Below are 20,229 nucleotides of genomic sequence, written 5' to 3'. Positions count from 1 at the left end.
GTAAAATAATGAAATCTGTATCAGTAATTGTAACTTATTACAACTCCGAAGATTATATTGAAAATTGCTTAAACAGTTTAAAAAATCAAAGGTTCCAAGATTTTGAATTAATATTAGTGAACGATGGTTCAACTGATAGTTCAAAAGCTATTGCAACTGAAACAATCAAAGATTGGAACATCTCAATTAAAGAAATTGATTTAACTCAAAATTTCGGACATGCTTATGCAAGAAATATTGCGCTAGATTCAGTAACATCACCTTATTTTATATTTATAGATTCTGATGATTATCTTGCGTCTTATGCGTTAGCTTTCTATATGAAACATTTAAATCAATACGATGCTTTAATTGCACCTATTCATTCTTTCACTTTAGATGTGCCACAATACGTCGATCAAAATTTAGTGAAAGTGCAATATTTAAACACTAAAACAAAATCAAATCAATTTCTACGTAAACATTCTGTTTGTAATATCGTTTTTAAAACAGCAATTATGCGTGGACATAATATTAAATTCAATGAAGATTTAGATATCTTTATCGACTGGTCTTTCGTCTTAGAATTCATTAAATATTCAAACGGTTTTGTAAGAATCAGTAGATTCCCTTTCTATATTAAAGGAGAAATTTATGATCCGTTTGAAAAACCGACGTTGTCAACTCAAGATTTCAATATTATTTTTAATGACTACGTTTATAGTTTTTCAGACGCTGTAAAACGTGCGCCTTTAAAAGAAAACAAAAAATTCATTAAAACTAAGATGAAAAATTTATATAGAGATTCGTTTGAGCCATCATTAAGAAAAACACCTGAAAGATATAAATCAAATAGTGAGCTTTTACCAAAAGTCACAAGACAGTTAATGACTACAATATTCAAAAGCGAGAAACCATTATTTATTTTAGAATCATTAATGCTTATGTTTAATAAGAAAAAGCCGGCATTTAAAGTAAATCGATTTAGAAAGCGTGCACGCTTAGCTAAAAATGTTGTTTTACGTCGAAAAAATAAAAACCGTTCATTATATCAACTTACAGATAGCGAAAACAAAGTTAAGCCGAATACAATCGTTTTCGAAGCTTTTGGTGGTAAAAATTATAGTGACAGTCCAAAGTATATCTATGAGTATATGATGAAATACCATCCAAACTATGAATTTATTTGGGTATTCAGAAAACCTGATCAAGTCTATTTACCAGGACCTGCCAAAAAAGTTAAAAAGGGTTCTAACGCATACTATGAAGCTTACGCTAGTGCAAAATACTGGGTAACAAATGCAAGACTCCCATTATACCTAAATAAAAAAGCTAACCAAGTTTATATTCAAACTTGGCACGGCACGCCTTTAAAACGCTTAGCAAATGATATGAAAGTCATCCGTATGCCTGGAACAACAACTGATAACTATAAGCGTAATTTCAAAGAAGAAACAAGCAGATGGGATTACCTTGTCTCTCCAAATGCTTATTCATCTAAGATATTTGAAACAGCTTTTTGGATGCCACCAGAGAAAATACTTGAAATTGGTTATCCTAGAAATGATGTCTTAGTTAATCGTGCAAATGATCAAGCTTACATTCAAGAAATTAAAGAAAACTTAAATTTACCTAAAGACAAAAAAGTAATTATGTATGCACCAACTTGGCGTGATGATGAATTTGTCAAAAAAGGAAAATATTTATTCGACTTAAAAATCGATTTAAATAATTTACAGCAAAAAATTGGTGATGACTATGTTATTCTATTAAGAATGCATTATCTTATTGCTAACGCATTAGACTTAAGAGGTTATGAAGATTTTGCAATCGATGTATCAAACTATAGTGACATCTCAGAATTATATCTCATTTCTGATTGCTTAATCACAGATTATTCTTCTGTAATGTTTGACTATGGCGTATTAAAAAGACCTCAAATTTTCTTTGCTTATGATCTAGATAAATATGCTAAAGATTTAAGAGGCTTCTATTTAGACTATCACAAAGATTTACCAGGACCTATTTATCAAGATGCATATCAACTAGCTGAAGATTTACAACATTTAAATCAAATTGAAACTGATTATAAACCTAAAATTGATAAATTTTATAATGATTTTTGCTCAATTGAAAATGGTAATGCTGCTAAAGCAATCGCTGATTTAATTACCAAAAATCAATAAATATTAAAAGATATCATGCGCATAGCTTATATATGGCTATGTACAAACAAGCGCGCTAATCCATGATGGATTAGCGCGCTATTATTTTTAAAATCTTACATCTTTGATCCACTGAAGTACAATATGTGTAAGTAGTTTAAACTAGTAGTCTTGCACGCAGACTATACTTGGAGAAAAATACGTTCTTAAATCACTGTCACTGAAGTACTATAGTTTAAAGGAAACACACCTTCAACTTAGCGTATTCAGCTTCATAAATTAAAGAGGTTGTTATTTCATAACCAATGGTTTCAATCCATTAAAATAAACCTCCCGTTTTCATTTATTACGAATGAAAATAGGAGGTTCTTATATATTAATAGCATGTACTTTATTTTACTGTACCTGCGTCTTTATCATGTACACCATGACGATAAAAATCAATATATTCAGGTTCTAATGGTTTTTTACCTCTAATTACATCAGCAGCTCTTTCAGCTATCATCAATACTGGAGAATGGATATTACCATTTGTCGTACGTGGCATAACTGAAGCATCTACGACACGTAAATTTTCCATACCATGTACTTTAAATGTCTCAGGATCTACTACTGACATTTCATCAGATTTTGGTCCCATTCTACAACTACAAGATGGATGTAATGCTGTTTCTCCATCACGTTTTACCCATTCGATAATTTCTTCATCTGTTTGAACCTCAGGTCCTGGTGAAATCTCTCCACCATTGAATGGATCTAAAGCTTTTTGAGACAAGATATTTCTAGCTACTTTAATTGCTTCTACCCACTCACGTTTATCTTCTTCAGTAGACAAATAATTGAAGACGAAATCCGGTTTTTCAAATGGATCCTTAGATTTAATCTTCAAGTGGCCACGTGAATTAGAGTACATTGGACCAACGTGAACTTGATAACCATGTGCAGTTGGCGCTTTAGTACCATCGTATCTTACTGCAATCGGTAAGAAGTGGAACATTAGGTTTGGATAATCTACTTCATTGTTAGAACGAACAAAGCCGCCACCTTCAAAATGATTGGATGCTGCAGCACCCTTACGACCTAATATCCATTGCAAACCAATAAATGGCATTTTCAATTTATTCAAACTTGGTTGCATTGATACAGGTTGTTTACATGCATGTTGCACATATACCTCTAAATGGTCTTCAAAGTTTTCGCCTACACCTGGTAAGTGTAAACGTGGCTCGATACCTACAGAACGTAAATGTTCTGAATCACCAATACCAGATAATTGTAATAATTGTGGTGAATTTATCGCACCACCTGATAAAATGACTTCTTTAGCATGAACTGTATGTTCTTTACCATTTTTCTTAAATGTAACACCAGTTACTTTATTTCCTTCGAAATTTAGTTTAGTAACAAAAGCACGTGTTTGTACGTCTAAATTTTTACGTTTCATTGCTGGATGTAAATATGCTCTTGAAGCTGAAACACGACGACCATTATGAACTTGGCTATCAAAAGGACCAAATCCTTCTTGTCGGAAACCATTAACATCTGGTGTCTTGTTATAGCCCGCTTCTACACCTGCATTAAAAAACGCTTGGAATAATGGATTCGATGCAGGGCCTCTTCTTAATTTAATCGGACCATGATGGCCACGGTATGGATCATCTTTACTTGAACCAAATGTTGTTTCTAAACGTTTAAAGTATGGTAAACAATGTGCAAAATCCCAATTATCCATGCCTTCAGGTTTTGCCCATTTTTCATAGTCCATTGGGTTACCTCTTTGATAAATCATGCCGTTAATAGAACTTGAACCACCAAGCACTTTACCACGGGCATGACCTACTTTTCTACCGTCCATATGTGGTTCTTCGTTAGTTTCATAAATCCAATCATACAGTTTATTGCCTGCTGGATACATTAAAGCAGCTGGCATTTGGATTAATAAATCCCAAGGATAGTCACTACGTCCTGCCTCAAGTACAAGTACGTTATTAGATACATCTTCACTAATTCTCGCACCTAATACTGATCCGGCACTACCGCCTCCGATAATAATATAATCATATGCTTCTCTCATTTTTATATAGCCTCCTGATATACATATTTATAAGCTTCATCGTAAATTTTGTGATTAACGTTACGCTTTACCGAACCAATTTACAGGCTCTGGATTTGTGTTACGAAGGATATGTTTCTCAACTTGGTACTCTGCTAGACCTTCTTTTCCAAGTTCTCTACCAATACCTGACTGTTTATATCCGCCCCATGGTGCTTGCGCAAAATATGGATGGAAATCGTTAATCCAAACTGTGCCCATTCTTAATTGATTAACGACACGTTCTGCTTTACCAACATCGTTAGTAAATACACCGCCAGCTAGTCCATAAATAGAATCGTTAGCTAGTGTGATTGCCTGCGCTTCTGTATCAAAACCTTCGATTGTTACTACAGGTCCAAACACTTCTTCTTGAACGATACGCATTGAAGTATCACAATCAGTAATCACTGTTGGTTCAAAGAATAAGCCGTCTTGTAAGTCCTCACGTTCTGGGCGTTTACCGCCGATAGCAATAGTGGCATTTTCTGATTTAGCTATTTCTATATATTTCTCTATTTTTTCTCTATGTTCTGCAGAGATTACTGGACCCATTTCAGTTTCTGGGTTAAAGCCGTCACCCAATTTAATATTTTTAATTCTTTCAATTAACGCTTGTTCAAATTGTTTTTTTATTTTGTTATCTACTATGATTCTTGCACCAGCTGAACATACTTGACCTGCATGGAAAAAGCCACCATTTAGCGCTTGATCAACTGCAAGTTCAAAGTCTGCATCTTCGAATATAATATTAGGGTTTTTACCACCGAGTTCTAAAGCAACATTTGTTACATGATCTGCCGCTTGTTTCATGATATGTTTACCTGTTTGAATGCCGCCTGTAAATGAAACTAAATCGACATCTTTATGTGCTGATAGTGGTTCTCCAACTTCAGAACCTTTACCTAATACTAGGTTAATGACACCTTTAGGGAAGCCAACTTCTTCCATCAATTCAAACACACGGATTGTTGTTAATGGTGTAATTTCACTTGGTTTCATTACTAAAGAACAACCAGTCGCTAATGCTGGCGCAATTTTCCAAGATGCTTGAAGTAAAGGATAATTCCAAGGTGTGATTTGTGTTACTACACCAACTGGTTCTTTAACGACTTTACTTTCTGTATTCGGAATAGGAGAATCAATAATTTCTCCCCCATCTTTATCTGCTAACCCAGCGAAAAAGTTAAATACATTTGCAATATCGTCCATATCAGCATAAGACTCTTCTAATGTCTTACCTGTATCTAACGTTTCAAGTTTCGCTAATTCTTCACGATGTTTTTCGATCATATTAGCTATTGCTCTAACTTTCTTACCTCTATTTTCACTTGTTTCATTAGCCCATGTTCCTGCTTCAAAAGCGCGTCTTGCTGCTAAAATTGCACGTTCACTATCTTCTGCAGTTCCTTCTGCTACTTCAAGAATAACTGCTTGATTATATGGATTAATAATCTCTCTCGTTTGCTTATTTGAGCTTTCCACCCATGCTCCATCTATATATTGAAGACGAGATAAATGATCTACAAGTTCCATTAAAATTACCTCCGTTAAGTTTGTTAAATTTTTATTTAACGAATTTTATGAACTTTATGTTATCATAGTAGTTGAAAAAGTGTCAAATGTGTTTAAATATGATAGGGGTTTATGCATGCATCTTTTTTATATGGAAGGTAAACTATAGAAACTCACTATTTATTTTTCACTTAACTCTATAAGGACTTGAACGGAGGTGGACAATTGGTACATTCGACCAACCCTGATTATCAATTAGAGGAAGCTAAGGATATCGTTATTAATGCTATTGGCGAAACCATGGATTTGTACGGCATCAATAGAAGTGTAGGAAACTTATTTGGAACAATGCTCTTTGAAGACAGTATGACACTTGATGAAATGAGAGAACAATTACAAATGAGCAAACCCAGCATGAGTGCTGGTGTTAAAAGATTGCAAGAATTTGATATTGTTAAGCAACAATTCACAAGGGGAAGTAGAAAACAACATTTTGTCGCTGAAAAAGATTTCTTTAATTTCTTTAGTAATTTCTTTTCACGCAAATGGCGTCGTGAAATTGTTATTAATTCAGAAGGTGTTCATGATGCAGTAGCCATCCTTGATAAGATTATTGATAACAGCAAAGCAGATGAAGCTACAAAATCTGAAGCAGAGGAAGTTAAACAACAATTATTAGATACTTTACCTTATTATGAATGGTTAGATAATTTAAGCAATGCATTAGAATCTGGTGAAATATTTAAATATTTCCCAATTCCAGAAAAAAAAGAGTCATAGTTATGTTGGAAGCTTGCTTTTAACATTTTTAGTTAAAAAGCTGAGACAGTTTATAATGTCTCAGCTTTAAGTATGTGTTCATAGTGATTGAATACTATACATGCTACTCGTTTTACAAAGTAATCCGAATCACTGTCTCTATACAAAATAAGCGCACCACTATCTCACCGTAAAATAAGATAGTGGTGCGCTTGTTTTATATTACTTATCATTTTCTTTCCGTTCTCTTACTTGTGTTATACGTAACGAACGTCTTTCTACTTCCCTATATTTTTCGGCTCTATCTTCTAGTTTCAATCTATCTTCGGACAATGTCCTTAAGAATGAAATCATCATCATGACAAATATAGCCAACAGTGGGACACTAGCTAATAAAGAAGCTGTTTTCAAAACTTCTAACGCTCGTTCACCACCTACTAACATCAATCCAAATGGTAATAGACATAATGCAAAAGCCCAGTACAATCTATTTGCTTTTAATGGCTCGCCGATAACTTTCTTTTGAGAAGCTGCAGCCAAGATATATGAACCTGAATCAAATGTAGTCGCTAAGAATAAGAATGCAGATAACAAGAATAGTACAATGATTAAATTAGGGAATGGTAATTGATGCATAACTTCTATAATAGTAGCCTCTGTACCATGCGTATTTAAGAAATGGATCACATCGAATGAACCAGTGATTTGTAAATAAACTGCATAGTTTCCAAAAATACCAAAGAACAGTGCACATCCTAACGTCCCATAAACAATTGTTCCAAGCACAATTTCTTTAAGTGTACGTCCTTTAGAAATACGCGCAATAAACAATCCTATAAATGGCGCATATACAATCCACCATGACCAATAGAAAATCGTCCATTGTTGTGGGAAATTCGTTTCTTTACGACCACCTATACCGCCAAATGGTTCAATCCATGTAGCCATTTGGAAGAAATTTTTAATCATGTTACCCATACCAGTGATGGACGTTTCCATAATAAATACAGTCGGTCCAACAATAAATACAAATCCTAGTAATACAAAAGATAAAATAACATTCGCATCACTTAAAACTTTAATTCCTTTTTTCAAACCAGAATAAGAACTATATGCGAAGACAGCTGTAATTGTGAAGAGAATAATGCTACGCATCAACATACTGTCTCCAATACCTGTTAATTTTTCTATGCCTGCAGAAATCATTGGCACACCCAGTGCTAATGAAGTAGCTGCGCCACCAAGCAGACCAAAAATAAATAGAATATCAACTATTTTTCCTATAATACCATCTGTCTGACTTCTTAAAATCGGACGCATTGTTTGACTAATTTTATAAACTGGTTTTTTCTTAATAAAAACAAGATAACCAATTGCTAGTGCTGGCAATACAAATGTGGCCCAAGCAATTGGTCCCCAATGGAACATGCCATACATAGTAGCGTAATTCAATGCACTATCCGTCATTCCTTTACCGCCATGTGGAGGATCTTGATAATAGAATGCCCATTCAATAACGCCCCAATATAAAATATCTGAAGCAATTCCGGCACAAAATAGCATAGCTGCCCAACTAAAATTATTAAATTCAGGCTTGTCTGTCGCTTTACCAAGCGTCACATTACCATATTTACCAAATGCAATATAAAGTACAAATATTAACGTTGCAAGTCCAATCAATAAATATATTGAGCCGAGTGTACTCGACACGACCTCATTTAAATGCGTAATTATGTCCTGACTGGCCTTAGGAAAAACCATCATCGGAATAACTGCAATCAGTAATATCAATGAAGACCCTATAAAGGTCGTCCAATCCATTACTTTTACTCTTTCTTTTTTCACAATAGACACCCCTTATTGTTAGTAAAATATGTAAAAAATTTGCTAATCACTATAATTTTTTAGCAAAACCATTTATTAAATTACAAACATGAGCCTAACGAACTTTTAATAATAATGCAAATTGCATTCAAAAAACACAAACACAAAAGATGAATAAATATATAATATTTCTATTAGTCACAGTCTCTAAAATCGTTATAATCACAGTGTTAAGTTTAAATTTAACGAAATTAACGAACGGAACAAACTTTCTTTTTGTATTATTATGCGTTATTTATGTATTAATATTATTTTTATATTTTTTCGAACAGTTGCTATTTTCCTTTTTCTATAGTAAATTCAACACACAATTAAGTTTCAATATACTTTATTTTTTAAAAATAATATTGGTAATTCTCAATATTTAACAAAGGGAGTTTATATCATGTGGCATTATTATAAATTGTATTGGAAAAATGCGCTTGATTTTAAAGGGCGTGCTAGAAGAAAAGAATTGTGGTTTCCATTGTTAGTCAATATATTAATCACTATTCTATTGGCTATACTATTAGACTATATTTTCAAAATACCAACGTCGTTAAGTGACGCAATTAGCGCTTTATTTACAATTATTATCTTTATTCCTGATTTTTCAGTGGCTACAAGACGCATGCATGATATTGGTCGGACGATGACTTTTCCAATTATATTTGGCGTCTTTTCCGTGTTATTTTTAATTGCCTCATTTATCCCATCTGGTGACGGCTTATTTTTCAATATTTTAGCAGTTATTTTCGGCATTAGTAGTATTATTTTCTTCATTTTAAATATTGTCGCTTTCTTTTACATGATTACCGATAGTGATAAAGTAGTTAATCAATACGGATTACCACGTAAGTAATTAGAAAAACGCACATAAAGAACGGGACAGAAATCATGCTTTACAAGCGATTCCTGTCCCGTTTTTCTTTTTGCAAAACTATTAATCCCATACTTTTCAACTAAAATAGCTTATAATTCATATATAATGTATTTATAATAAATGAGGTATTTAACATGAACAAAAATAAAATCATTAATTATTGGAATAAGCGTGCGACTTCTTTTAGCAAAGACAAGCAAGCAGAACTTAAAAGTGTGCACGCAGAAAGATGGCTATCTGAAATAAACCAAATTAAAACAATCGAACCCGGTATGAAAATCTTAGACATTGGCACAGGCGCAGGTTTTCTAGCAATTCTATGTCAACAACAAGGTGCACAAGTTACTGGTATTGACCTTTCCCCTGAAATGATTCAATCTGCTAAGCAAAATGCATTACGTTTTAATATAAATGTCAACTTTCAAGTCATGGATGCTGAACATTTACATTTTGACGATGCGTATTTTGATCTAGTCATTTCTAGAAATGTTACATGGTTATTACCAGATACAAAAGCTGCCTACCAAGAATGGTTACGCGTTTTAAAACCAAATGCTACACTCATTAATATCGATGGAGATTATGGCAACGATGCTTTTACAGATTATAGTGATATACCTAATCACCACGCGCATCATACTTTAGGAGACACGATGTTAGCAGAGAGTGAAAATATAAAGCAAAGTATTTCAATTAATCACTACGACCGCCCTCAATACGATTTAAATATCCTTAAGCAAATAAATACGAAACCCATCCATGTAGATACGACCATTCATAAACGCATTTATCAATCACATGATGAATTTTATAATCCAACACCTATATTTTTAATAGCATTAACGAAGTAATAAATGATTATGAAACATACAACATTGCTAACCATATTAAAATATGAATAATTCGTTTCACATAGAGCCTACAACTTGCGTTGACACCTAATTTTTATCATACTATATATGAATAAAAGCAAAAGGAGTGGTAAGAATGAATAAAGAACAATTTGATAAAGTGAAAAACGGCAAAGGATTCATTGCTGCATTAGACCAAAGTGGTGGCAGTACACCTAAAGCATTAAGTGACTATGGTGTAACTGAAGATCAATATAACAGTGAAGATGAAATGTTTAAACTTGTACATGATATGCGTACACGAATTGTTTCATCACCTGCATTCAGTTCAGATAAAATCATTGGTGCAATTCTTTTCGAACAGACGATGGACCGTGAGGTAGAAGGTAAACATACTGGTGACTATTTAGCTGATAAAGGTGTCGTTCCTTTCTTAAAAGTTGATAAAGGCTTAGCTGAAGAACAAAACGGCGTGCAATTAATGAAGCCAATTCCAGATTTAGATAAATTATTAAACCGTGCAAATGATCATAAAATTTTCGGTACAAAAATGCGTTCTAATATTTTAGAATTTAATAAAACTGGTATTGACCAAGTTGTACAACAACAATTCGAAATTGGAAAACAAATCATCTCTGCTGGATTGGTCCCAATTATCGAACCAGAGGTAAATATCAATGCTGATAACAAAGCAGAGATTGAATCATACTTATCAAGTGCAATATTAGCTGAGCTAAATAAATTAAATGACGATGAACTCGTAATGTTAAAATTAACAATCCCAACTAAAGCTAACCAATATCAAGAATTAATCGCACACCCTAATGTGGTTCGTGTCGTTGCTTTATCCGGTGGTTATAGTAGAGAACATGCTAACGAAGTTTTAAAACAAAACAAAGACTTAATTGCTAGTTTCTCTCGTGCATTAATCAATGACTTAAATGTCAATCAATCAGATGAAGAATTTGATAAAATTTTAGCAGATACAATCGATTCTATCTATGATGCATCAGTAAACAAAGCTTAATAACCATTCAGCAATAGCTTTATATTTCCCAGGAAACATGGCAAAAATAAAGCTTAACACACACCCTGATCTTTAATGTCAGGGTGTGTTTTTATATAACAATGTTTAAATGCGATTTGTAATAACGTCTTACACACCTCAGTCAATATTACTTATCTTGCTATACTCAATCTAACTAACGCATTTTTTTATCATAAAAAATCGAATACTGCATTTGAAATAACATGTGCTCACTGAGACTATTCCTTAATGTTTTCAATATTTTTCAGCAAGCATGTTTAATGTAAGTTTTTAAGAAATCCTTAAATAGACTAGCTATAAACCACGACAAACTATATAATTATATTAATTTGCTAATTATCAATGGTTTTAAGGGGAGGAAGTATGAAAAATTATCTACATAGATGGATTATTGAAGCGCTAAGTTATATGGCTTTAGGGTTATTTGGCTCTTTGATTATCGGATTGATTTTAGAAACGCTTGGAGAACAAACATTATTACCACAATTAAATCTGACATTTTTATCAGCAATCGGTAAAGTAGCAATGTCCATGACTGGTGCCGCTATTGGTGTGGCGATAGCTTATGGTTTAGGCGCAAAACCACTCGTTACATTTTCTAGTGTTATCGTAGGTACATTAGGTTATACAACTTTTGATGGTGGTCCAGTAGGCGCTTATATCGCTACAGTCATCGTTGTTGAACTGAGTAGATTATATGCTGGCAAAACAAAAATCGACATCATTTTATCTCCACTACTAACGATATTAATTGGTGGTTTTATTGCAAAGGCTTTTGGACCAGCATTAAATCAATTTATGACAGGCTTAGGCAAAATTATCATTGCATCCACGGATCAACAACCGTTCATCATGGGTATCTTAGTCTCTGTTATCTTTGGTTTAGCTTTAACTGCACCGATCTCAAGTGCAGCTTTAGCGTTGATGTTAGATTTGAATGGCCTCGCTGCAGGCGCAGCAACAATTGGTTGTGCATCACAAATGGTTGGTTTTGCAGTTACTGGCTATAAAGATAATGGTTGGGGTGGTGTGCTTTCTGTAGGTATTGGTACAAGTATGTTGCAAGTCCCAAATATCATTAAACATCCAATGATTTTACTACCACCTACTCTTACAAGCGCTATTGTTGCACCTATTATGACAACGTGCTTCCCTATGACAAATAATGCTGCAGGTGCTGGTATGGGCACAAGCGGCTTCATCGGTCAAATTATGACTATCAATACAATGGGTGGCTCTATACAGACTTGGTCCTTAATTCTTACTTTCCACATTTTATTGCCAGCCATTATCAGTTTCTTTCTTTATAGAATTTGTTTTAAAAAACAATGGATACGTCCTGGTGACCAACTGATTCACATTGCAAAATAGCAACGACATACAATATAAAACAAATCCTGAGACAATTTACATGTCTCAGGATTTATTTATGTTCATCTAAATCAATGTAATGATAAATATATTTTCAATCTCACTCTACTCTTTATCCACACGTGCGTTTACAGGGACATTTGCAGTAGCTTTTCTTGTTTGTGTTACATATAAAATTGCTGCGATTGCATACCAAGCCAATACGATAAGCCATTCGGAAGGCCATGCTAACGATGATGGCATACCTGGTAAATAAATGACTATAAACAAAACGCTTAAAACAATAGCGATAGTACCAACGAGTTTTCCATTCTTTATACGATAGGGTCTAGCTAAATCAGGTTGCACTTTGCGTAACTTCATAAAAGAAATCGCTACAAGTAAATACCCTAATACCACACCAATACCACCAGCATTAACAATCCATACAAGTGCTGCTCTACCTAAAAGTGGTGCAACAAACGCTAAGATACCAAGAAACAAAATACCATGTGTAGGTGTCTTATATTTAGGATGAATAAATGCAAACCATTTAGGAATCATGTGATTTTTCGCCATAGCATACAGAATTCTACTACCACCAATAATAAAAGCATTCCAACTTGTAATAATGCCAGCTACACCACCTAATACTAGCAAGACGCCAAATCCACTATGACCAAATAAGTTAGCCATTGCATCTGCTGTCGCCAAATTACTGTTGCTTAGAGCTTTAGGTGATAAACCTGTTGCTACACCAAATACAATGAGCAAATAAAAAATCACAGAAGCGATAATTGATAATATTAAAATACCGCCAATTTTTTTCGCAGGTGCTTTAACTTCTTCTGCAATTTGTGGGATGACATCAAAGCCCACAAACAGAAATGGAATCATCATTAATACAGACATCGTTCCACCAATACCATTTTCAAATGGCTGTAAATTGTTGAAATTACCATTAAATCCTGCACCAAATACAAGTAATAAGCCAACGCCTACAATAAAAATTGTGAAAACTGTTTGCATGATTGCTGCAGGCTTTACACCAAAATAATTAAGTGAAGTTAAAATGACACTTCCAATTGAGCCAATGATCACCCATGTGAAGTATACATCCCACCCCGCGATATTCCACATCAATCCTTGATGTTGAAATGGAATAACATAGTCGATCACTGTGGGCAATGCGACCGCTTCAAATGTAATAACTGAAACATAGCCAAATAATACGGACCAACCTGATATAAAGGCAACGCCTGGTGAAAAAGCTTTTTTAACAAATACAAAACCGCCGCCAGTTTCTGGAATTGCTGCAGCTAATTCTGCATATGTAAGTCCGATGACAATGACTAAAAATCCACCGAGTAAAAATGCCACAACACTTCCTACAAAACCAGCTGTTGATACCCATTCTCCTGATAATACGACCCAGCCCCATCCAAGCATTGCGCCGATTGCCAGAAATAAGACATCAACAATATTCATCGTCTTATTAAATTGAGATTTCATTTTACATACCCCATAACATTCATTGAATTAAAAGTGAATGAGCTTAAATTTTCTATATTAGTTTCAATCTAATCATCACTTTCTTGTTCGTTTAGATTCATACGTTTTGCTTTATTTACAACCAGTGCTTTCTAACTTGCACTTTAAATACCTATGGATAAATATTTTGTTTCTAAATATGGCTCTATACCTTCAGTGCCACCTTCTCTGCCATAACCACTTTCTTTCAAACCACCAAATGGTGCATGAGCAGCTGAAGGACCACCATCATTCCACCCAACAACACCATATTCTAACTCATTATAAAGCTTTAATCCTGTACGATAATCATTTGTGAAGAAGTAAGAAGCTAAGCCAAATTCTGTATCGTTTGCCATTTTTATTGCTTCATCTAAATCTTCATAAACCATAACCGGTGCGACTGGACCGAAAGTTTCTTCATGCATTACTTTCATATCTAAATTCACATTAGAGATAACCACTGGTTTTAGGAAATTTCCTTTTAACGCTTGTATTTCATCTACTGACCGTGATAATTTCCCACCTTTAGCTTGTGCATCTGTAATATGTGTCATCACTTTTTCAACTGCAGCTTTATCAATGAGTGGTCCTATGTTTACATCCTTTTGCAGACCATCACCAACAGAAAGTTCGTTGACTTTCTCAATCAAACGGTTTGTGTATTGATCAGCAATATCTCGATGTACAAAAATACGATTCGCGCAGATACATGTTTGCCCTGCATTTCTAAACTTAGAAGCAATCGTACCTTCTACAGCTGCTTCAATATCAGCATCTTTATGCACAATTAAAGGGGCTAAACCACCTAGCTCCATCGTTACATTTTTCACACTTTGCGCTGACTGTTCAATCAGTGATTTTCCAACAGCAGTCGATCCAGTAAATGTCACTTTATTAATCAGTTTATGTGTGGTGAAGATATCACCTGCATCTTTACCAGACGCAATAATATAGGATATCGCATCTTTGGGTATGCCAGCTTCATGTGCTAGTGCAACTAGTTTAATGGTTGTTAAAGGTGTTTTGACAGCAGGTTTACAAATGATTGTGCATCCAGCAGCTAATGCAGGCGCCATTTTACGCGTTATCATCGCTGCCGGGAAATTCCAAGGTGTTATCGCCCCTACTACACCTACCGGAAATTTATCAATCACTATTTTCTTAGATGACGTATTTGCAGGTATCGTACGTCCATATACTCTCTTAGCCTCTTCCGCATACCATTTTACATAAGCATTCGCATATATGACTTCCCCTTTAGCTTCTGCTAAAGGTTTTCCACCTTCAAGTGTAATAAGCTTCGCAAGTTCATCCTGATGTTCATCAATGAGTTTCCCCCATTGATATAACTTTGCTGAACGTTCGTGTGCATCAACTAATTTCCATTCTTCAAATGCTGTACGTGCACGTTCAATTTGTGAATGGATTTCATCATGACTTGAGTAGTTTAAACGTTCTATAATTTCATTGGTAGAAGGATTATAAACTTCTAATTGACTCATTATTGTTCTCTCCTTTACATTTATTTTTGTTATGAGGTATGACTTAACTATACCCGTTATTTAAAAATAAAATTTTAAACGTCCAGATGTGCTTCCGCTATACTCACTTTTTCAAATGTTTCAGACAATATTTCTAATCCTTGTTGTAATTCATCGTCTGTAATAACAAGCGGTGTTAAGAATCGTAAAACATTACCTTTAATACCAGCAGATAATAATAACAAACCATTTGCATTCGCTGTTTGAATAATTTTTCCAGTCAATGCTTTATTGGGCTGACCGGTTTGATCATCGATGATTTCACAGGCAACCATAGCACCAAGTCTACGAATGTTTGTGATAAATGAATATTGTTCTGCACTGCGATATAAGAAACTTTCAAGTTGTTTTCCAATTTGTTCTGCTTTATTGTTTAAGTCTTCTTCTTCAATGATTTCAATGACTTTTAAAGCAGCTTCACAAGCTAAGGGATTTCCAGCATATGTGCCACCTAGTTCTCCAGGAGATGCACTGTCTATAATTTCCGCTTTTCCAACTACACCGCTTAATGGAAATCCTGCAGCCAATGATTTAGACACAGTTATTAAATCGGGTTCTATATCAAAATGTTCAATCGCAAATGTTTTACCTGTTCGTGCAAAACCTGTTTGAATTTCATCTGCTACAAAAATAATGTCATGCGCTTCACATATTTTTTTAACTGCTTTCACGAATTTTTTATCCGGAATAATAAATCCGCCTTCTCCTTGGACTGGTTCCATCACGATACAAGCTACTTCACTAGGATCTACAGTCTCTATGAAAAAATCATGTAACTTATCAATCATTTGATCAATATAGGCTGCTTCAGATAAGTATTCGGATTTTTCTGAAATATTAGGGTATGGCGCTTGGTAAACCTCTGGTGCAAATGGGCCAAATCCAAGTTTATAAGGCCTTACTTTACTTGTCATAGACATTGTTAAATTTGTACGTCCATGAAAACCTCTTACAAAGGAAACAACTGATTGCCTTCCAGTGTGTTTCCTAGCAATTTTCACTGCATTCTCTACAGCTTCTGCACCTGAATTAAGTAAAATCACTTTTTTATCAAAATCACCAGGTGTAATCTCTGTTAATTTTTGAGCTAAGTTGAGATAGCTTTTATACATAATGACATTGAAGCCAGGATGTATAAAGTTGTCTAGTTGTTCTTTTAAATGTTTGGTTATCTTAGGGTGTGTGTGTCCAACGTTTAATGTACCAATTGCTCCCGCAAAATCTATGAAACGTTCACCTTCTACATCTGTGATCGTAGCACCTTGTGCATGATCTGCAACATGCAGATTACCATTCCCAACACCACGTGCTACATACTTATCACGTTGTCTCTTATAGCTTTCAAATTGATTTGTCATCAATAACCCCTCCTCTTTGCTTCTACATAAGACCTGTAGTTTTCTAAAATTTAAGGGATTATTGGTACAGTGTAAAGTACCAGTTATGACAATTTAATGGAACCAGATTATTCCCAAATGACTTCTTTTAATCTCTGTACTGCCTGAGGAATCTGCTCTTGCTTGATTTTTGAAAATCCTATAATCAGTGTTTTATATGAACTATTTTTTTCAAGCGCTTTCACAGAAAATCGATTTAGTGTATAAAGTTCAAGTTTCATTTCTTTAGCTCGTGATTCAATTTCTTGGTAGGAAAAGGGGGTGTTAACTTCTACAATAAAATGTAAACCTGCTCGCGTATCTTTGATTCGAATATTATTTGTAAAGGTATTGGATAGATGTGTGATGAGTGTTTCTCGTTTCTTTCCATATATTTGATGCATCTTTTTTACATATTTTTCATAGTAGCCTTCTTTGATCATTAAATTTAATGTAAGTGCGTGAATCGTTGAAAAGTCAGGAATCATATTTAAATTATAGTGATCAAATTGTTTTACTAAATTAATTGGCAAAATCATATAACTCATGCGTAATCCTGGCATTAGCGTTTTTGAAAATGTACCTAAGTATATCACGCGTTCATTTTTATCAAAACTAAACAGTGAGGGGATATTATCAGTTTCATATTTAAACTCACTATCATAGTCATCTTCTATGATGTAACTTTGTGTTTGACTTGCCCAGTTCAAAAGATCAATACGACGCGACACAGGCATGATGATTCCCATTGGAAATTGATGCGATGGTGTCACTATCGTAGCATCAGGTTGAGCTTGTTTAATTGCTTCAATAGATATCCCCTTATGGTCTAAAGCAATCGGTTTTAACTGTGCAGATGTTTGACGGATTAGTGTTCTAAACCTTGAGTACCCTGGATTTTCCACTGCAATCTTGATTTCATCTGGTAATAATTGAATCAATTTGGTTAACAGTATATTAGTGCCTGATCCAATGACAATTTGTTCCGGATGACATTGGATACCTCTTTGATAAGACACTAATTTGGCAATCGATTGTCTTAACTCTATTGGCCCTTTAATTTGAGGTATTGAAGATAATTCATGATCATAATTTTCAAATACACGTTTAACGAGTTTAGTCCATACCTCTACTGGAAACGCTGAAATATCGGTACTCATATGAGAAAATGAATAATCGTATGCATCTTCAATTTGCTGTTCTTGAACATTCAAAGATATTTGCGCATTTGGATCAATGATCAATTTTTCTAATGGCTCAATAAAATAACCCTTCCGCTCTTCAGTATAAATATATCCCTCAGCCAGTAGCTGTTCATATGCTGCTTTTACACTATTCACACTAATATTTAAATGTTGTGACATATCTCTTTTGGAAGGTAACTTTTCATGACTTTCATATTTGAATGCGAGAATATCTTCTTTTAATTGGCTATATAATTGACGATAAATGAATTGACCGCTTTCCCGTTGCATTCAATCCCCCCTTTTTACATCATCTGTTCTCCAGTTTTCTCATATCACTCATTATAATGAAAATGAGGACGGTATAGAAATCAAAACGTAAATTTGATTCCATGTCACCGTCCTCATCAGACCAATCTTATGGTTGGAAAATTACAATATGTTATTGGAACTCCAGTGGCATCACGAGCGATAGTTGCATTGATAAATACATACAGTCTTAGAACTTGCCACTTCAATATGCTTTATATTTTATAGAATTGGTGACGCTAATTTAGCAATCGATTGTTTGAACTTAATCCAATTTGATCGCTGTTCATAGCGCTCTTCTGTTAATTCCTTAGATACTTTCATATCTTCTATAAATGCTGCTTTAAGTTCTTTGACAATATTTGCATCATACATAAATGCATTAATTTCAAAATTTAATTCAAAACTACGTATGTCCATATTTGATGAGCCTACACTTGCTACTTCATCATCAATAATCATCATTTTTGAATGAATAAATCCATTTTCATACGTATAAACTTTGACACCATCTCTAATCAACTGCGCGACACTTGTAATTGTGGCCCAGTATACAAAAATATGGTCTGGTTTATTAGGAATAATTAACCGCACGTCTACCCCAGCTTTTGCAGCTATACGCAATGCATTGATATAACCTTTATCTGGTATAAAATACGGACTGTGCATATAAATTGATTCTTTGGCGTTCATGATCATTTTCATATAGCCAAACTCTATCTGATGCCAGTTATCACTTGGGGCACCGAGTGCAATTTGCATCGGCACATCTCCACCTTGATTTGCATTGTCTGGGAAATACTTATCATTATATTCCAATTGTTCACGGTGTGATTGAGAATTCCAATCGTGGATAAAACTGAGCTGTAACGCGTCAACGCCATCACCTTTAACTCTTAAATGTGTGTCACGCCAATAGCCAAATTTTTCATCTAAACCTAAATATTCATCACCAATATTAAATCCACCCACATAACCAGTCATACCATCAATCACTAAAATTTTACGGTGATTTCTATTGTTTAGTCTGAAATTTATTAATGGAATTTTAGCTTGGAAGAAAGCCTCTACTTGTCCACCAGCTTCTTGGAAGTTTTTGAATTTTGATTTATGTACCGTTTTAGATCCTACTGCATCATAAAGTATTTTAACTTCCAATCCTTCTTCAGCCTTTTGTTGCAAAATATCGACAATTTCAGAGCCCAACTTATCTAATTTCAAAACATAATACTCTAAATGAATATACGATTTCGCATTGCGTAAATCTTCTTTCATTTGGTCAAATAGCGCATGACCATCAGTATAAATGTCGACATTATTATCGTAACTTAAAAATGTTGGTTCTTTCGTTAGCAATGTATTTACAATATCTGCATGTTTTTTAACTAATCGGTTATCTGAATGATTAATCTTGTTGGTAGCATCTGATAACTGTGTTTTCATTCGTTCTTTCATGTCATCTATCTGATTATGGTGAAAGCCTTGTTCACGTTTTTTTCGCACTGCTCGACCAAAGAATATATAAATAATAAAGCCTAAAATAGGTACTACAAATAGTAGAAATAACCATGCCCAAGTTGCTGTAGCATCTCTGCGATCTCTATCTAAGAATACAATAATAAAGGCAAGTGCTATATTAATAACAAAGAAAAACGCAAGTATACCTCGATAAATCGGGCTTACACTTGGATCAAAAATAAGTTGCATAATGACACCTCATCGTTTCTTTTAGATTTTAATGAAGACTACATAAGTCATCTATGTGACTATTAATGTAGCTC

The 20,229-nt window shown here is 34.3% G+C and carries 14 protein-coding genes; 6 read left to right on the top strand and 8 right to left on the bottom strand.

Annotated elements, in window-relative coordinates; all coding sequences use genetic code 11:
• Nucleotides 1-8 precede the first annotated feature (8 nt).
• Nucleotides 9-2,165, top strand: coding sequence for a bifunctional glycosyltransferase family 2 protein/CDP-glycerol:glycerophosphate glycerophosphotransferase (locus tag JG554_RS01355; RefSeq protein WP_046206627.1), 2,157 nt, complete (start codon nucleotides 9-11; stop codon nucleotides 2,163-2,165).
• A 370-nt stretch (nucleotides 2,166-2,535) separates the two neighbouring features.
• On the opposite strand, the gene betA is transcribed toward JG554_RS01355, so the two are convergent.
• Nucleotides 2,536-4,218, bottom strand: coding sequence for a choline dehydrogenase (betA, locus tag JG554_RS01350; RefSeq protein ID WP_046206626.1), 1,683 nt, complete (start codon nucleotides 4,216-4,218; stop codon nucleotides 2,536-2,538).
• Between the two features lie 60 nt (nucleotides 4,219-4,278).
• A complete protein-coding gene (gene betB, locus JG554_RS01345) occupies nucleotides 4,279-5,772 on the bottom strand; it encodes a betaine-aldehyde dehydrogenase (protein WP_046206625.1) in 1,494 nt (497 codons plus the stop codon).
• Nucleotides 5,773-5,976: 204 nt separating this feature from the next.
• Here betB and cudC point away from each other — a divergent pair, with 204 nt between their 5' ends.
• Nucleotides 5,977-6,531, top strand: a complete 555-nt coding sequence (cudC, locus tag JG554_RS01340) for a choline uptake/conversion transcriptional regulator CudC (RefSeq protein ID WP_046206624.1) — start codon at nucleotides 5,977-5,979, stop codon at nucleotides 6,529-6,531.
• Between the two features lie 201 nt (nucleotides 6,532-6,732).
• Here the strand turns inward: cudC and JG554_RS01335 are convergent, their stop codons facing one another.
• On the bottom strand, nucleotides 6,733-8,355 hold the full coding sequence (locus tag JG554_RS01335; protein ID WP_103161376.1) for a BCCT family transporter: 1,623 nt from the start codon (nucleotides 8,353-8,355) through the stop codon (nucleotides 6,733-6,735).
• Between the two features lie 424 nt (nucleotides 8,356-8,779).
• On the opposite strand from JG554_RS01335, the gene JG554_RS01330 reads away from it, so the two are divergent.
• From JG554_RS01330 to JG554_RS01315, 4 genes are all read left to right on the top strand, one after another.
• Nucleotides 8,780-9,235, top strand: coding sequence for a DUF805 domain-containing protein (locus JG554_RS01330; RefSeq protein WP_070037147.1), 456 nt, complete (start codon nucleotides 8,780-8,782; stop codon nucleotides 9,233-9,235).
• Between the two features lie 155 nt (nucleotides 9,236-9,390).
• On the top strand, nucleotides 9,391-10,107 hold the full coding sequence (locus tag JG554_RS01325) for a class I SAM-dependent methyltransferase (protein ID WP_064209165.1): 717 nt from the start codon (nucleotides 9,391-9,393) through the stop codon (nucleotides 10,105-10,107).
• 136 nt (nucleotides 10,108-10,243) lie between these two features.
• A complete protein-coding gene (locus tag JG554_RS01320; protein WP_046206621.1) occupies nucleotides 10,244-11,134 on the top strand; it encodes a fructose bisphosphate aldolase in 891 nt (296 codons plus the stop codon).
• Between the two features lie 384 nt (nucleotides 11,135-11,518).
• Nucleotides 11,519-12,526, top strand: a complete 1,008-nt coding sequence (locus tag JG554_RS01315; RefSeq protein ID WP_070037142.1) for a PTS sugar transporter subunit IIC — start codon at nucleotides 11,519-11,521, stop codon at nucleotides 12,524-12,526.
• Nucleotides 12,527-12,631: 105 nt separating this feature from the next.
• On the opposite strand, the gene JG554_RS01310 is transcribed toward JG554_RS01315, so the two are convergent.
• The 5 genes from JG554_RS01310 to cls form a co-directional block, all read right to left on the bottom strand.
• Nucleotides 12,632-14,017, bottom strand: coding sequence for an APC family permease (locus JG554_RS01310; RefSeq protein WP_064209163.1), 1,386 nt, complete (start codon nucleotides 14,015-14,017; stop codon nucleotides 12,632-12,634).
• A gap of 143 nt (nucleotides 14,018-14,160) precedes the next feature.
• Nucleotides 14,161-15,540, bottom strand: a complete 1,380-nt coding sequence (locus JG554_RS01305; RefSeq protein WP_070037139.1) for an NAD-dependent succinate-semialdehyde dehydrogenase — start codon at nucleotides 15,538-15,540, stop codon at nucleotides 14,161-14,163.
• A 74-nt stretch (nucleotides 15,541-15,614) separates the two neighbouring features.
• On the bottom strand, nucleotides 15,615-16,937 hold the full coding sequence (gene gabT / locus JG554_RS01300; RefSeq protein WP_070658042.1) for a 4-aminobutyrate--2-oxoglutarate transaminase: 1,323 nt from the start codon (nucleotides 16,935-16,937) through the stop codon (nucleotides 15,615-15,617).
• Between the two features lie 107 nt (nucleotides 16,938-17,044).
• The gene (gene gabR / locus JG554_RS01295; protein ID WP_203265348.1) at nucleotides 17,045-18,430 is read right to left on the bottom strand and encodes a MocR-like transcriptional regulator GabR; all 1,386 of its coding nucleotides are present in this window, start codon (nucleotides 18,428-18,430) and stop codon (nucleotides 17,045-17,047) included.
• A gap of 240 nt (nucleotides 18,431-18,670) precedes the next feature.
• Nucleotides 18,671-20,155, bottom strand: a complete 1,485-nt coding sequence (gene cls / locus JG554_RS01290; protein WP_070037132.1) for a cardiolipin synthase — start codon at nucleotides 20,153-20,155, stop codon at nucleotides 18,671-18,673.
• Nucleotides 20,156-20,229: the final 74 nt, after the last annotated feature.

Origin of the sequence: Staphylococcus sp. 11-B-312, from assembly GCF_016743055.1 — a bacterium.
GTDB lineage: Bacteria > Bacillota > Bacilli > Staphylococcales > Staphylococcaceae > Staphylococcus > Staphylococcus ureilyticus.
The sequence above is the reverse complement of the archived record's forward strand: the minus strand, read 5'-3'. Positions and strand labels throughout refer to the sequence as shown.

Coding starts and splice junctions, on each gene's coding strand:
- JG554_RS01330 (WP_070037147.1), top strand. CDS start 8,780: ATGTGGCATTATTATAAATTGTATTGGAAAAATGCGCTTGATTTTAAA.
- JG554_RS01355 (WP_046206627.1), top strand. CDS start 9: ATGAAATCTGTATCAGTAATTGTAACTTATTACAACTCCGAAGATTAT.
- JG554_RS01305 (WP_070037139.1), bottom strand. CDS start 15,540: ATGAGTCAATTAGAAGTTTATAATCCTTCTACCAATGAAATTATAGAA.
- cls (WP_070037132.1), bottom strand. CDS start 20,155: ATGCAACTTATTTTTGATCCAAGTGTAAGCCCGATTTATCGAGGTATA.
- JG554_RS01315 (WP_070037142.1), top strand. CDS start 11,519: ATGAAAAATTATCTACATAGATGGATTATTGAAGCGCTAAGTTATATG.
- gabR (WP_203265348.1), bottom strand. CDS start 18,430: ATGCAACGGGAAAGCGGTCAATTCATTTATCGTCAATTATATAGCCAA.
- gabT (WP_070658042.1), bottom strand. CDS start 16,937: ATGACAAATCAATTTGAAAGCTATAAGAGACAACGTGATAAGTATGTA.
- betA (WP_046206626.1), bottom strand. CDS start 4,218: ATGAGAGAAGCATATGATTATATTATTATCGGAGGCGGTAGTGCCGGA.
- betB (WP_046206625.1), bottom strand. CDS start 5,772: ATGGAACTTGTAGATCATTTATCTCGTCTTCAATATATAGATGGAGCA.
- JG554_RS01325 (WP_064209165.1), top strand. CDS start 9,391: ATGAACAAAAATAAAATCATTAATTATTGGAATAAGCGTGCGACTTCT.
- JG554_RS01310 (WP_064209163.1), bottom strand. CDS start 14,017: ATGAAATCTCAATTTAATAAGACGATGAATATTGTTGATGTCTTATTT.
- JG554_RS01320 (WP_046206621.1), top strand. CDS start 10,244: ATGAATAAAGAACAATTTGATAAAGTGAAAAACGGCAAAGGATTCATT.